Annotated in this window: 14 protein-coding genes and 1 pseudogene; 5 read left to right on the top strand and 10 right to left on the bottom strand. The window is 42.8% G+C overall.

Features of this window, described 5'->3' with window-relative positions; all coding sequences use genetic code 11:
- Positions 1-51: 51 nt before the first annotated feature.
- From pssA to ACYVRH_RS16375, 5 genes are all read right to left on the bottom strand, one after another.
- Positions 52-873: a CDP-diacylglycerol--serine O-phosphatidyltransferase gene (pssA, locus tag ACYVRH_RS16395; protein ID WP_461257915.1), complete on the bottom strand. Its 822-nt coding sequence runs from the start codon at positions 871-873 to the stop codon at positions 52-54.
- 1 nt (position 874) lies between these two features.
- The gene (locus ACYVRH_RS16390; RefSeq protein WP_461257914.1) at positions 875-1510 is read right to left on the bottom strand and encodes a phosphatidylserine decarboxylase; all 636 of its coding nucleotides are present in this window, start codon (positions 1508-1510) and stop codon (positions 875-877) included.
- The gene (locus tag ACYVRH_RS16385; RefSeq protein WP_461257913.1) at positions 1497-2150 is read right to left on the bottom strand and encodes a COG4648 family protein; all 654 of its coding nucleotides are present in this window, start codon (positions 2148-2150) and stop codon (positions 1497-1499) included. Before ACYVRH_RS16385 ends, ACYVRH_RS16390 begins: the two co-directional genes overlap by 14 nt.
- An 82-nt stretch (positions 2151-2232) precedes the next feature.
- A complete protein-coding gene (locus ACYVRH_RS16380) occupies positions 2233-2736 on the bottom strand; it encodes a hypothetical protein (RefSeq protein WP_461257912.1) in 504 nt (167 codons plus the stop codon).
- A 24-nt stretch (positions 2737-2760) separates the two neighbouring features.
- Positions 2761-3267: a DUF2147 domain-containing protein gene (locus ACYVRH_RS16375; RefSeq protein WP_461257911.1), complete on the bottom strand. Its 507-nt coding sequence runs from the start codon at positions 3265-3267 to the stop codon at positions 2761-2763.
- Positions 3268-3334: 67 nt separating this feature from the next.
- Here ACYVRH_RS16375 and ACYVRH_RS16370 point away from each other — a divergent pair, with 67 nt between their 5' ends.
- Positions 3335-4375 carry an aldose epimerase family protein gene (locus tag ACYVRH_RS16370; protein ID WP_461257910.1) on the top strand — a complete coding sequence of 347 codons (1041 nt, stop codon included), beginning with the start codon at positions 3335-3337 and terminating at the stop codon, positions 4373-4375.
- Here ACYVRH_RS16370 and ACYVRH_RS16365 read toward each other — a convergent pair.
- The 4 genes from ACYVRH_RS16365 to ACYVRH_RS16350 all read right to left on the bottom strand — a co-directional run bounded on the left by ACYVRH_RS16365 (position 4372) and on the right by ACYVRH_RS16350 (position 8431).
- Positions 4372-5238, bottom strand: a complete 867-nt coding sequence (locus ACYVRH_RS16365; RefSeq protein WP_461257909.1) for a hypothetical protein — start codon at positions 5236-5238, stop codon at positions 4372-4374. The genes ACYVRH_RS16370 and ACYVRH_RS16365 overlap by 4 nt on opposite strands.
- Positions 5239-5340: 102 nt before the next feature.
- Positions 5341-6339 carry a DHH family phosphoesterase gene (locus tag ACYVRH_RS16360; RefSeq protein ID WP_461257993.1) on the bottom strand — a complete coding sequence of 333 codons (999 nt, stop codon included), beginning with the start codon at positions 6337-6339 and terminating at the stop codon, positions 5341-5343.
- Positions 6339-6803, bottom strand: coding sequence for a hypothetical protein (locus ACYVRH_RS16355; RefSeq protein WP_461257908.1), 465 nt, complete (start codon positions 6801-6803; stop codon positions 6339-6341). The genes ACYVRH_RS16360 and ACYVRH_RS16355 overlap by 1 nt, the downstream gene beginning before the upstream one ends.
- Before the next feature lie 23 nt (positions 6804-6826).
- A complete protein-coding gene (locus tag ACYVRH_RS16350) occupies positions 6827-8431 on the bottom strand; it encodes a mannitol dehydrogenase family protein (RefSeq protein WP_461257907.1) in 1605 nt (534 codons plus the stop codon).
- Positions 8432-8703: 272 nt separating this feature from the next.
- Between ACYVRH_RS16350 and ACYVRH_RS16345 the strand changes: the two are divergent.
- From ACYVRH_RS16345 to ACYVRH_RS16330, 4 genes and pseudogenes are all read left to right on the top strand, one after another.
- Positions 8704-9447, top strand: a pseudogene (locus ACYVRH_RS16345) (RsmE family RNA methyltransferase).
- Positions 9444-10244 carry a hypothetical protein gene (locus ACYVRH_RS16340; RefSeq protein WP_461257906.1) on the top strand — a complete coding sequence of 267 codons (801 nt, stop codon included), beginning with the start codon at positions 9444-9446 and terminating at the stop codon, positions 10242-10244. The pseudogene ACYVRH_RS16345 and the gene ACYVRH_RS16340 overlap by 4 nt, the downstream one beginning before the upstream one ends.
- Positions 10241-11410 carry a cysteine desulfurase family protein gene (locus ACYVRH_RS16335; protein ID WP_461257905.1) on the top strand — a complete coding sequence of 390 codons (1170 nt, stop codon included), beginning with the start codon at positions 10241-10243 and terminating at the stop codon, positions 11408-11410. The genes ACYVRH_RS16340 and ACYVRH_RS16335 overlap by 4 nt, the downstream gene beginning before the upstream one ends.
- Positions 11411-11423: 13 nt before the next feature.
- Positions 11424-12017, top strand: coding sequence for an iron-sulfur cluster assembly scaffold protein (locus tag ACYVRH_RS16330; RefSeq protein WP_461257904.1), 594 nt, complete (start codon positions 11424-11426; stop codon positions 12015-12017).
- 39 nt (positions 12018-12056) lie between these two features.
- Here ACYVRH_RS16330 and ACYVRH_RS16325 read toward each other — a convergent pair whose 3' ends face one another.
- Entirely contained in the window at positions 12057-13562 is a 1506-nt protein-coding gene (locus tag ACYVRH_RS16325) for a P83/100 family protein (RefSeq protein ID WP_461257903.1), read from the bottom strand.
- Positions 13563-13579: the final 17 nt, after the last annotated feature.

Raw genomic sequence — 13579 nt, 5'->3', positions numbered from 1 at the left:
ACACATTACTATAGAAAGAAAATTCTGTCAAGCCGTTTTAGATTGCCGGAATCACATTTCATTTTTTTCTTCTTCGTTATTTTCCTCTTCGTTAATTTTTTCTTTGTTTCTTTTTTTTATGATGATCCCCGGCACATAAAACACAAGGCCGGATACGGCATAAACAGAAAATATTATAAAAAATGTATTTTGAGGATATACGACGATAACGATGATCAATACAATCATCAAAGCTAGTAGTTCTATGGTTCTGACTTTGGATAACTTTAATCTTTTAAATGACATATAGGGGATATTGGATACCATGAGGAATGAAAGAACAGTAATTACAATCGGCATAGCCTTAAAAAATGTCGGCATGAGCGTCATCAAAACCGGAATTGTCTTGAAGTTAAGCGGAAAATCTCCGGGACCTAAAAGTTCATAGCTCAACACAAATGAAATTATAACGCCCGCAGACGCGGGAGTGGGGAGCCCCACAAAATGTTTCTGTATTTCCCCGCTCTGCGCAAGCACATTGAATCGCGCAAGGCGCAGGGCGCAACACAGAACATAAAGAATGGCAATGGCAATTCCTATCTTTCCCATTGTTTTTAACACCAGCATATACATCAATATGCCGGGGGCAATTCCAAACGAAACAAGATCGCTAAGCGAATCCAATTCCATGCCAAAATCACTTGTTGTATTTGTCATTCGCGCGATTCTTCCGTCGAGGATATCGCAAGCCAACGCTCCTACTAAAAGCCATGCGGCTCTAATAAAATGCCCGTCGATAGAAGAAAAAATTGACAGGATGCCGAAAGCCATATTTCCGCACGTAAAAAGAGAAGGGATAATAAATATTCCGTTTTTTAATGTCACTTTTTTCATTTTATTTTTTCCCCATTACCGTAATGCCCGCTTTTGTCTTGTCTCCTATTTTAACGTCTATCACCGCCGTTTTTGGCAGATGCAGATCAACCTGGGAACTGAATTTAATCATTCCTATTTTATCCCCAATTCTCAGAGTGTCGCCGTTCTTCACCCACGAAACGCATCGCCTCGCCACAAGTCCCGCGATTTGGCGCACCACATACGCGCCGTCTTCGCTCTTGATAGTGATAATATTCTGCTCATTTTGGGACTGCGCCAGCGGGTTCCACGCCGCGTAAAATTTTCCGTCCTTGTGCGTCACGTCAACGACAGTCCCGCTTACAGGCGAGCGCTGCAAGTGGACGCTAAAAATAGAAAGAAACACCCGTATAATTTTTTGCTCTCCCTCTTCAGTCACTTCCATAACCGTTCCGTTACAAGGGGAGAGAATTAACCCCTCTCCCCGCGTGATCTCAATTTTGGGGTCTCTGAAAAAATAAATGCAAAATAACGCAAAGACGATAAGAACGCCCCCCAGCGCGAAACAAACAAAAGTTACGGGCATTAATCCCACTACGATGGAAACAATCAAAAGAGCCGCGCCTGCCGCAAAAGGAGGGAAAATAAAAGGGTAACCTTCTTTAAGAATTGACATCTTTACCTTCCTCCGTATACGCTGTGGGGTGTTCCCGGAGATACTTTTTTTCGATGGTTTTTAAAACGATGAATTCGCCGACAAATATCAACCCCATAATAAAATATGTTACGCCGCCGTTGTAAATACCCCAAACAAGTTCCGAACTTAAATATACCGTTATTACCGCAATAATGGCGTCAACAAAGAAAAACACGCACCATACAACGCTTGCCTTGAAACAGAAACCGTCAAATATTTCTTTTGGGATTTTAGTTTTTATTGACTTGTCGAAAATATCGACAAAATAGTACGCAAGCGGCGGGGGGAAGATAAATGAAGTAATCATTATGGTTAAGTACGCGATAGAAGCCAGAGCGGGATACAGCTTTATAAAAATCGGTGAATCGTCCATGCACAGACTGACAATTCCGATAGTGCAAAGAATCAACGGACTGACAAAAAGAGCCACAGTGTGTTTGCCCTTATAATGCCTGCTGTTGACGATGGTATAGGCGATAGCGAATATTATTATACCGATTGAAAGATACCGTATCGGCATTTTAAAAACGACCAGAGCGCAAAAAACTAAAACGGGGTACATTATCGCTATTAAACCGAATAGGTATTTTGCCCCATGTTTAAATTTTAAATCTTTCATTTATTCTAACATTATTTTATATCATATTATTTTAAGTTTTACAATTAGGGGCAATTGAACTGTTACTATGAGCTTCCAATAATTATTCATGTTTATTAAATGTTATTGCCTCACCATTAATATTTAACATTAGAGTTTTAGCATCTATAGAATATGGAACTGTGTCATTTAATGAAATAATAGGTTTAATAATATCATTAATATTACTATTCGAAACGCCTGCTTTTCTTAAGCTTAATCTGACTGCACTTCTAAATTCATTAATTGTATATAATTTAGAATCAAGTTTTATGCCAATGCCAAAAGCATTAAATACTGTATTCATATAATCACCATGCAAATGAGTAATAGTAAATATAATATTACCATTATTTATGGTGTAAGTACCTTTATTTGCCAGTAATCCATTTATTGATGTTTCATAATTTGCATCATTGAATATATATTCTATTGAAGATGAAGTTTTTTGTATATCTGCAACCCATCTTCCATTTAAACGATTATCTGTCTGGGCAAAAAGAGACCCAACAACTGTCATTCCGAATACCAGTACCAGCATTCCCAACCGAAATTTCTTGCTTACCATAGCGTTTTCCTCCTTCGCACTGTATCACTTAGGCCACAAATTTCCCGCAGTTGCAGCGTCGGATTTGCGCCAGAATTGGCTGCGTCCTATGCCAAGTCCTATTTCGCCGCGCATTTCAAGGGTGTCGTTTTGATACTTCTTGCCGTCGGCTTTATGGAACGTGATCTTACAGTTGTATATATTTCCGCTTTCAGGATCAATTATTTTGCCGCCGCTCCATTCGCCTGTATCTTTTTTGGTAAGCCCGAAAATCCACGGAGGGCCGGCAACTTCCATTTTATTTACTTTTCCGGGAAGGGGGAAGTCTTTATAGCTTTCTTTAACTTTGTCCGCTATTGTGCCTTTTGGGTCTTCTGATAACGATAAAATTTTTCCGTAAAGAACGCCATTTTGTTGATAAATTTGCCAGCCGGCTGTGACTTTATTGGTCTTTTCATCAATGCTAAGCCAGTATCCTTCAACAGGATCACTTTGGGCAAAGCATACCGAGGCAATTGATAAACCTATCACAAGGGCGATAATTTTTTTCATAAATCATTCTCCTTAATAGCCATATTATACCCTGTACGTAATACGCTTGCAAGTGTATAATTAATATATGAAAATTGATAAAAAGACTTTTGGCATCCTTTCCAATGGTAAAAAGGTTAAATTATGGACTCTTAGCGCGGGCGATTTAAAATTATCATTGACCAATTTCGGCGCGGCATGGACAAGTTTGCTTGTACCTTCGCATGAGGGCGCTAAAGACGATGTTTTGCTGGGATATTCAAACCTTGACGGTTATTTGCATAATGAACCATATATCGGAGTTACTGTCGGGCGTTTTGCCAACCGTATTAAAGACGCGGCTTTTTCTTTAAACGGAAAAACTTACGCTCTTCAGGCAAATGACGGCAAAAATTCCCTCCATTCGGGGCCGCGTGGTTTTGACAGGCTTCTTTGGGACTCAGAAGCCTATGAAGAAAACAATGGAGTATATGTCCGTTTTGAGATTGAGAGTCCCGACGGCGATTGCGGTTTTCCCGGAAACTTAAAAGCCGTAGTCACTTATGGGCTTACGGAATCCAATGAAATAATTTGCGATTATTACGCAAAGATGGATAAACCGTCCCCTGTCAATCTTACTAATCACGCGTATTTTAATTTAGCGGGAGAAGGGAAGGGCAGTATACTTTCCCATAATGTGCTTCTGTATTCATCTTCTTATGTTCAGGTTGACAAAAACTGCATCCCTACAGGCAAGCTTCTTCCTGTTGATGAAACTTATTTTGATTTTAAAACACGGCGAAAAATTTGCTCTGATGTTTCTTTTTTTAAACCATTTAAAGGATATGATCATTGTTTTACCGTAGATGGGGAACATGGCAAACTGCGTCCATGCGCCGAAGTTTATGAACCTGTTTCAGGCCGCACAATGAACGTTTTTACGACTCAGCCGGGAGTTCAATTTTATACGGGAAACCACCTTAAAAGGGTCGAAGGCAAGCAAGGCTCCGTTTATGTGAAACATTCGGGATTCTGTCTGGAAACGCAGCATTACCCCGATTCTCCAAATCAAAACAGTTTTCCATCCTGCATTGCTGGACCCGGAAAAGATTATCATGAAAAAGCGGTGTTTGCTTTTTCGCATACTTAATTCAAATGGGCTTGCTTTGACATTTTTTCCCATTTTGCTTTAAGCCTGTGAAGGCTTGCGTCTACGGTGCCCTTTGTTATGCCGATTACTTCCGCAATTTGTTTGTGGGAGGCTTCTTTGCGGATTCTGGTTATGCGCCTGCGCATTCTTTCCAGTCTTTCCTTGGCTGAATCAAGCTGGCGGCGCAGCTTTTCATACGCCAATGTATTTTCCCTTATCAGGGAAAGTTTCTTTTCGTAAATTATGCACCTGTAGAATTGACAAAAAATTCTTTCTTTTAAAAAATAAATATTATCGTCTTTATCCTGTCTCATTTTTCGTATTTTGTTTAACATCTCTATTAATTCTTTAGAGTCAATGTCAATCAATATGGCGATTTTTTCCGCAAAATCATCTGAGATATAATAATAACATTTTAAAATAAGCGCTAAAAGACGCCTTGTGTTTTTTCTTCCTTTTATTCCTATAATCATTTTTGTAATTACCTCCTCAGCATGGTTAATGGTATAAATGGGAGGTTCCTCATGCGCGTACATATCCGGAACGCGCGCGCTCCACGCTGAATATTCAACAACCGCGTTGGTTGTCGTGCGCACATGATATTCTTTTGCGGAAATAAGCATATACCTGTAAAAAAACGCTTCAAACGACGATCCTATTTCCTGATAAGAACCTATTATATTTTTATATCTGGGATAAAACCATGAAATAAAATCTTCATATTCATCCTGTTTCCAGTGCTTGATACAGGTTTTTTCCTGATTGTTCATAAGATATGAATAGATAATACCTTCAAATTCCCCAATATTAATCTTACCTAAAAGATAATCGGAATAAATTTTATTTAATGAATCTATCTGCATTATTAACCTCATTCCTGATATCGGCGCGGCATAAAGGCGGATGTATTATTCTGCGAAATGAGTTAATTTTTTTTGATGTTTGTCATATTGAAATATTTTGATTTATTCAGCGAAAACTTTTTTAAATGAATCTAACAATATTTGTTTTACAAACGGAAAGTCTCCTTTCATTGTGAGGCCTGAAGCGTTCCTGTGTCCGCCTCCGCCAAGAGATGCGGCAATCTGTGACACGTCAATTTTATCTAATGATCTTAAACTCACAGTACACTTATCGGCACACTCCTGGCGGATAATTACAAGCGCTTCCGTTCCTTCGACCGCTAAAAGCAGTTGATTTAAATTGTCAGAATCCCTTGCCTCAAAACCAAAAGTTTCAAACTCGTTTAATGTTTCATAACTAAGCAAGAGTTTTCCGTTAAAATGGGTTTCTGTCCTTGATAAAATATTGCCTAATAATATTCTGGAAGGAAGAGTTTTTCCGCCGTTTAATTTATAAAATATTTTTTTAGGGTTTGCGCCGTGTGAGACCAATTTTGCCACACATTCAAAAACCTGCGCGTTTTTTTCCGTCAAATGCCTGAAAAAACCCGTATCTGTACACATCCCGAAAAGAAGCAAAGAGGCTTCTTCTTCCGTTAACTCGAGACCAAGGGCGTTTATCAATTTATATATCAATAATGTACATGAAGGCGCGTTTGGATCAACATAAACCGGCTCCTCTATTGTTGTCGGCGGATGGGTTACGGCGGCATGATGATCTATTACCGCGCAGTAAAATTTGTTTAAAATTTCGTTATAGTCTCCTGTTCTTTCTCTTCCTGTACAGTCAATGATTATTACTTTTGTATTTGTTTTATTCGCTTCGGGCGGAATAGCGGCAAATTGATCAATATATTCTTTTATTTCCGTGCGTTTAAAAGGGCCTGCCGAACAAACTATCGCTTCTTTTCCCATGCGCAACAGAGCGCTGCGCAGGGCAAGCTGGCTCCCTACGCAGTCTCCGTCCGGCTCTTTATGACCGACAATAATGAATTTAGAGCAGGTTTTTATGAAATTAACAAGCTCTTCCGGTACCGCAAGAATCTCTAAAGTGGAATCCATCAAAATTGAAGATTAAATGAATCTGCGTCTGAAAAGAATTTGCTTACATCAGCGCCTTGCGGTACATTTCCCCATGTTAGATGGCTTTTAGCGGGATGTACATATAGTCTTACATGGCTGAATTTTCCATCTACGTAGAATACGGTCATTGTCGGCCAATCTGACGCTACTGATAAACGTATTATTTCAGCTCTGCCCGCCGCATTTGCAAGCCAATCGTTTGGGATACCAATTGTTGCGACTGTGGAAGAAGGGCAGAGGTATTGGACTACATAGCCGTCTTTTGTCGGATATACTTTTTCAACTGATACGTTGAAGTAATAAAAATTTTCCTCTCTGTTTCTTGTGTTATTGATGGAATAAAAAGGATCTGCCGCACGCCTATCAGGTCTTTCTTCCTCTTGTTGGGCAAAAACCGGTGAAATTAATGCCATAAAAATTAATACAATAATGATTTTTTTCATTTTTGACCTCCAGAATTAAAATTCTAACATAAATTCACGCTAGAATCAAGTGTTTTTCGCACCGCGCCGGAACCTGTAAGCATTTGGGTAAAAAGCTCCTCTACTTTCGTACCCAACCCCGCTTCGTAAAGATTTACTCCAAAATATGCGGAATTTGATAAAATTGGCTCCAATTTACCGTGAAACGGCCCTGTCTGCCCAAGGCTTATGCCGGAAAGGTTTGCAGAAAGAGTTTTATAATTGGGATCGGGGCTTACCTCAAACGGTTTGCCATGATCGTCAATGCCGAGAAGATAACGCAACCACCCCGCAAATACAAGTGGGATGAGTTTGAGGCTGTCAAGGTTTTTACCGCTCTTAATGTATTCCTTTAGCGTTTCGCCGAAGCGGATTGGCATTTTTAAGGACGTGTCCATTGCGATACGCTGGGGCGCGTCCGGCATAAAGGGATTGGGAAGGCGTACTTTTATTACCTGATCGATAAAATCCCTGGGTTTGATGATTCCCGGATCTGTTACGACGGGCAGTCCTTCACGGTAGCCGATGCCTTCGATTAACTTGACTAAACTGGAGTCCTTCATTTCTTCGCTGATTCGCGTGTATCCCAAGAGGCAGCCAAAAACAGCAAGGCCAGTATGCAGCGGGTTAAGGCAGGTGCAGACTTTCATTTTTTCAACCCTGTCAACCGTTTCCTTGTCCGTAAACAGCACGCCCGCTTTTTCAAGAGCCGGCCTGCCGTTGGGGAAGACGTTTTCTATGACGAGGTATTGGGTTTCTTCGGCGTTCACAAAAGGAGCGACATAGGTGTTTTTTGACGTTACGACCCCCTGCATTTCTTCAAGCCCGCAGGAGACCAGCATATCGCGCACGCTGTCATCGGGGCGCGGGGTAATTTTATCGATCATCGACCATGGGAAGGAGACTTTGCTTTTATCGCGGATATAGCCTAAAAAATCCGCGCCGCAGACGCCGTTTTCCACCCAGCCTTTTGCTATTGTTTCCATTGCAGAAAAGAGAATGTCTCCGTTATGCGAACAATTATCCATGCTGACCATCGCCAGCGGAAGCGCGCCGTTTTTAAAACGCTCATGTAATAGGCAGGCGATGCGCCCTAAGTAGCTCTTTGGGGATGAAGGCCCTTTTTTAAAATCATCCGCCGCGTCGGGAAAAAGCGTTCCATCACGGCCTTTTAAACTGTAGCCCTTTTCCGTGATTGTAAAACTCGCCATTTGCAGCGATGGAGATTTAAAAATCGCTTTAAGCGTTTCAAGTTCATTGTCCATTCTCATAGAAGACGCTACGGACGCGATTACCTGTTTATCGGTACTTCCGTCTGATTTAAGCGTTACAACTATTGTCAGGTTATCGAACGCGGTAAAGCTTTTATCGATTATTTCCCCATCGTAGCCCTCGGCGACTACAATGCCCGTAGACTCGATTCCCTTATCAAGCAGTTGTTGCATCATAGCAGCCGGAAAAGCGCGAAAAATATTTCCCGCCCCAAAGTGCACCCACTTTGGCGCCGTTTTTGTAGCGGCAATCATTTTTTCCCTGTCAAAACTCGGCAGGGCGATGCCGGCTTTTTCCCAAAAACCATTGTTACTTAACGATTCGTTATTTAATTTCATAGTGTAAGTAGGATAACCTCTTTTTTAATTTTTTTCTAGTAGGGTTTAATATCGAAGAGTTCACACTAAGAACACAAAGGTACAAAGATCAAGAGGGGAACCTTCGACCTTCGGTCTCGGTTGAGGTTCACAAAGGAAGATCAGGGGTTTTTGTCCGAGGGGTAGGCGTGAGCTTCACGATAAGATAACGGACAAAAACCTTATATTCCTCTTTGTGAGAAATATTTAGTTTCCATCTTATTTAGAGCATAAATATTTGATATACTAATACCGTGAACATCATACTGTTTGAAGAGCATGAATTGGGACGCAATCTTCCTCGGCGGGATGCGCGTGCGATTCATCTTCTAAAAGTACTGCATAAAAAGGCCGGTGATGAATTTGAAGCCGGTATCCTCGGCGGAAAGAAGGGGACGGGCAGAATCGAGAAAATCAATCTTGACGGCTCGATTTTTGTCACCTTGTATGTTACTGATCCGCCTCCGCCTCGGCTGAAGTTAAGGATGGCGGTCTCTTTCGCGCGACCGATACAGCTTCGACGCATTTTTAGGGATCTTTCAAATATTGGGGTGTCAGCGATTGATCTTGTGGCGACTGATATGGGGGAAAAAAGTTACCGCGACACTAAATTATTGTTAAATGGCGGGGCGCAGGCCGCGCTTGTGGAAGGGGCGGTACAGGCCCGCGATACAAGGATTCCCGATTTTAAAATATAAGATAATATTGAAGCATGGCTGAAAGAGTATCCGTGGGAGAAGACGGACAACCGTATCCCCCAGTTGATAGCGGCTGATAATGTGAGAGCGGAAGGTTCTTTTTTTAACCTTTCCGTAACAAGCAGACCAATAGTGGTTGCCGTTGGCCCGGAAAGGGGCTGGTCGGACAAGGAGCGGGATTTGTTTGAGGAAGCGGGGTTTTTGCGGCTGTCCATTGGGGAGAGGGCACTGCGCACGGAGACAGCTTGCACGGCGGCTGCGGCGCTTGCAATGGAAAAAATAGAGGAGGGCGGTTTATGAATCAGGACAAAGTAAAACAAAAATTACTGGCAATCGAAGACGCGCCGCTAGAGTTCTCTTTGATTTTTTCGGGAAAGAAAAGCAAAAAGGTAAATGGGCTTTACAAACCCGCGTCAAGAGAAATAATAATTCATAATCGCAATTTCCAGCCTGACGACACGGGGCAGAATTTAATGCTCTATACGGCAATTCATGAATACGCCCATCATCTGCACGCCTGTTCACACGGAGGGAAACTTTCGCCTAGAGCGCATAACAGCGAGTTTTGGGCGATATTTCACGGTCTGCTTGAAAAGGCGGAAAAGAAAAAAATCTACAGCGACGTATTTTCAGTCTCACCCGAACTTTTAAAATTGACGGATATGATTCGCGACAAGTATTTAAAAAATAACGGCGAGCTTGTAAAAGAAATGGGAAAACATCTGCTAAAAGCGCATAATCTTTGCACAAGTATCGGCGTGCGTTTTGAGGACTATGTTGACAGAATGTTGCGCATTCCAAGAACAGCAGCCAACATGGCGATTAAAATGTTCGAGTACGATATTGCCCCCGAAGTCGGCGCGGATAACATGCGCTTCCTTGCCGGTATCCGAGACGACGACAAGCGACAAGCTGCGGAGAGCGCCCTTATTAAAGGCAAAAGCCCCGATAGCGTTAAAGTTCAGGTGCGTAATAAAAACAAAGAAGAAGATCCAATTGTAATGCTGGAAAAAGAAAAAACGAGGTTAGAGCGGACAATCGCCACTCTTAACAAACGTCTTGATGAGGTTAAAAAGGAATTAAAAGAAAAAAAATGAGAAAGGTATACATTGATTACAACGCGACAACTCCACTAAGGCCGGAGGTAAAGGCCGCGATTACGGAAGATTTGGAAATATTCGGAAACGCTTCCAGTATGCACGCGTCGGGAAGACTGGCCCACGCGAGAGTGGAGCAGGCTAGAAGCGCGGTGAAAGCTCTTATTGGCGCTAAGGACGGGACAGTCATTTTCACGTCCGGCGGTTCGGAGTCAAACAATACGGTTTTTCAAACAATGCGCCGGTTAATTGACACGTCCGCTTCAAAAGGCCGCGATGAATTTATTACTACGGCAATTGAGCATCCGTGCGTGATGAATTCGGCGCTGGACTTAAAGAATTCAGGGTTTAAGGTTACAATCCTGCCCGTTGACGAATACGGAAAAGTTAAAATTAGCGAACTTGAAAAAGCGCTTAACAATAAAACATTGTTTGTATCCGTAATGACTGCAAATAATGAAATCGGCACCGTGCAGGATATTAAGGAAATTACCGCTCTTGTTCAAAGGATGGGCGCTTTTATGCACATAGACGCGGTGCAGGCTGTAGGGAAAATCCCCGTAAACGCGGAAGAGTTGGGAGTGGATTATCTTACCATGTCGGCGCATAAAATTTACGGTCCAAAGGGAGTGGGCGCGCTATATGTAAAAAAAGGCGCTCCGCTTTTCCCGCTGATACACGGCGGACATCAGGAAGACGGTCTAAGGGCGGGGACTTACAACAATATTGGAATCCTCGGTTTTGGAAAAGCGGCAGAACTTGCCGCGGGTGAAGTTGACGAGTACGGCAAAAAAATCTCAGTACTGCGCGATAAACTGCGCAGGGGGCTTACGGAAAAAATCCCGCATATAAAAATAAACGGCCACCCAAAAGATATACTGCCAAACACGCTGAACATTTCATTCCCCGGCGCGGAGGGGGAGTCGATACTGCTTTCCATGGACATGCAGGGAATTGAAGCGTCCACCGGCTCAGCCTGCGCTTCGGGAAGCCTTGAGCCTTCGCACGTGCTTCTCGCCACGGGAGTCGGAGCGGAACTTGCGCATGGTTCAATTCGTTTCAGCCTGGGGTGGGGTATTACAGAAGAGGATATTGATTATATAATAGAAGTACTTCCGCCGATTATCGCACGTCTACGGGCAATGTCAACCTTGGCGGAAACTTAAAAGGAAGGGAGATATGTCAGACTGGTTATACTCAGATACGGTTAAAGATCATTTTACTAATCCGCGCAACGTGCTTTTGGAAGACGAGGCAGTTTTCGCGCCGGACGCTAAAGGGCAGACCGGAAATATAAAATGCGGCGATCAAATGTTAATGCTCTTAAAAATTAAAGACGACGTTATTACCGACGTGCGCTGGAAAACTTACGGCTGCGCGAGCGCCATCGCCTCTACCAGTATGCTCTCGGAAACTATAAAGGGAATGAAACTGGAAGAGGCTTATAAAATTCGCCCCGAAGACCTTGTAGCCAAACTTGGAGGGCTTCCGAGTTTTAAAATACACTGTTCGGTATTGGGCGATAAAGCCCTTCGCGCCGCGATAGACGATTATCTTTCAAAGACGGGAAGGCCGGGGCTTTATGTGGAAGAAACTGTTGTTATCTGTCATTGTTTGGGCATTACGGATAAGGATATAGAAGACGCTTTTCATAACGGGGCGAGAAACTGGGAACAGCTTCAACAGGCGACAAAAATCGGCACTGTTTGCGGAAGCTGTAAAGAAAAAGCCGTGGATCTTCTCCACGGCTTTGAACACATTTATGGCAATTGAGGAAACCTCTAAAAACTGAAGTTTTTAAAGGTTTCCTTGTTATTTAGCCGCCGTTGCCGCCGGCGCCGCCGCATCTTTAGGTTTAAATTCCGTTAAATCCGCCGGGTTCAGTAATAAAGCAGAGCCGTCTTCACGCTCAGTTAAAAGCTGTCCCTGCTGGATTGTTACGGTACTTTCAGGATGCACTGCTACGCTTGATACTGCCTGTACTTCAAGATTTGAGTTAAAGCGCCCGATGTAGCATTTATTTTTTTCAAGATCAATTACTATCGCGTAAAGATCGTTTCCGTTTACCCATAACAGGCTTCCCGCTTTAATGTCGTCATTGCCCTGTCTTGCCATTTCAAGGCTTGATGGATTTATTTCGACAAGGCGTACCGCGCCCTGGCCTTTATTCTCACCTGCTATGGCGAGGACTCTTCCGCCTACAAACACGACCGATCTTGCATGAACTAAATTAAGAGGCGATCTTTTTATTTCTTTTCCGTCAGTTGGATTAATGCGGACAATACGCCCCATCGCAACCGGAGTTGTTCTTTCTATTGTTATGCCGTAAACGCCGCTTGTATCCTGGGCTATGGCAGCCTGTTGATCTTTTGCAATTTCCTGACGCTGTACTTGCGCTTCTTCAGTTTTCTTCTCGGCGACTTGTTCAAGTTTTGCAACTTCTTCTTTGCGCTGTTCAAGATCTTCTGTTTTCTTTTCTATCTTTTCTTCGGCTTGTTTTGCTTCTTCCTTGGTAATTAACCCCTGCTTTTGCTCTTCCTGTACTTTCTGTCTTTCCTGCAACAGTTGTTTTTCTTCTTCTTTAATTGATTCACGCTGTGTCTGCGCTTGCTGCTCGGCCTTTGCGGCTTCACGTTCCATCAGGTTGACCATGTCACGGCGCTGCGGAATGCTCTGATCATCTTCCTTTCTCATCTCTTCAACGACTTTTTGCTCTGTAAGGGTGCTTGTATCAACAGAGCTTAAACCGCCGATTCCCAACGGGATAACCATTAAGGTTCTGCCCGGCCACTCGTCGTAACGGATAGAAAGACCAACCTTCTCTTTTGTAAGATTACTCATTACCACAGCTTTATAGCGGTTTGTAAAATAATCCCAGTTTCCCCGGTATACGGCGTTGTAAATGGTTATATACTCGGCTAATAACGCGGCGTCTTTTTCTGAATATTCATATGCCGTTTGCAGATAGCCCTGAATAATAACGCGCAGGTTTCTGACATGATCTACGCCCGTATCAACGCCAAGGCCGAATACGTCAGCATCAATCTTATTTCCTTCCGCGCCTGATACGCAGTGAATTACAAAGTATCTATTTGCCGTTCCGGCATCAGTCTTACCGGAAATTTGCCGTCCCAAACCCACGCCAATCTGCCGTATCTCTTCCCGCGTATCCACACGGGCATGAGGCCCCTCATAATTGATAAAAACTACAGGTGGAAGATCCTGTAATTCATCCCTGTTAACCTGGGCGTAACCCATAACCGCAATTACTGTAAAAATGATTGCGGCAATTAATAACCTGCCTTTTTGCATTTTCATAATATCGATCACTCCTA

The sequence above is a fragment of the Treponema sp. R80B11-R83G3 genome, from assembly GCF_054786115.1.
Note: the sequence above shows the minus strand (reverse complement) of the source record. Positions and strands in the feature narration are given on the sequence as shown.

Bases quoted from the DNA above. Each gene is read 5' to 3' on its own strand.
- pssA (WP_461257915.1), bottom strand. From the start codon at position 873: ATGAAAAAAGTGACATTAAAAAACGGAATATTTATTATCCCTTCTCTT.
- ACYVRH_RS16390 (WP_461257914.1), bottom strand. From the start codon at position 1,510: ATGTCAATTCTTAAAGAAGGTTACCCTTTTATTTTCCCTCCTTTTGCG.
- ACYVRH_RS16385 (WP_461257913.1), bottom strand. From the start codon at position 2,150: ATGAAAGATTTAAAATTTAAACATGGGGCAAAATACCTATTCGGTTTA.
- ACYVRH_RS16380 (WP_461257912.1), bottom strand. From the start codon at position 2,736: ATGGTAAGCAAGAAATTTCGGTTGGGAATGCTGGTACTGGTATTCGGA.
- ACYVRH_RS16375 (WP_461257911.1), bottom strand. From the start codon at position 3,267: ATGAAAAAAATTATCGCCCTTGTGATAGGTTTATCAATTGCCTCGGTA.
- ACYVRH_RS16370 (WP_461257910.1), top strand. From the start codon at position 3,335: ATGAAAATTGATAAAAAGACTTTTGGCATCCTTTCCAATGGTAAAAAG.
- ACYVRH_RS16365 (WP_461257909.1), bottom strand. From the start codon at position 5,238: ATGCAGATAGATTCATTAAATAAAATTTATTCCGATTATCTTTTAGGT.
- ACYVRH_RS16360 (WP_461257993.1), bottom strand. From the start codon at position 6,339: ATGGATTCCACTTTAGAGATTCTTGCGGTACCGGAAGAGCTTGTTAAT.
- ACYVRH_RS16355 (WP_461257908.1), bottom strand. From the start codon at position 6,803: ATGAAAAAAATCATTATTGTATTAATTTTTATGGCATTAATTTCACCG.
- ACYVRH_RS16350 (WP_461257907.1), bottom strand. From the start codon at position 8,431: ATGAAATTAAATAACGAATCGTTAAGTAACAATGGTTTTTGGGAAAAA.
- ACYVRH_RS16340 (WP_461257906.1), top strand. From the start codon at position 9,444: ATGAATCAGGACAAAGTAAAACAAAAATTACTGGCAATCGAAGACGCG.
- ACYVRH_RS16335 (WP_461257905.1), top strand. From the start codon at position 10,241: ATGAGAAAGGTATACATTGATTACAACGCGACAACTCCACTAAGGCCG.
- ACYVRH_RS16330 (WP_461257904.1), top strand. From the start codon at position 11,424: ATGTCAGACTGGTTATACTCAGATACGGTTAAAGATCATTTTACTAAT.
- ACYVRH_RS16325 (WP_461257903.1), bottom strand. From the start codon at position 13,562: ATGAAAATGCAAAAAGGCAGGTTATTAATTGCCGCAATCATTTTTACA.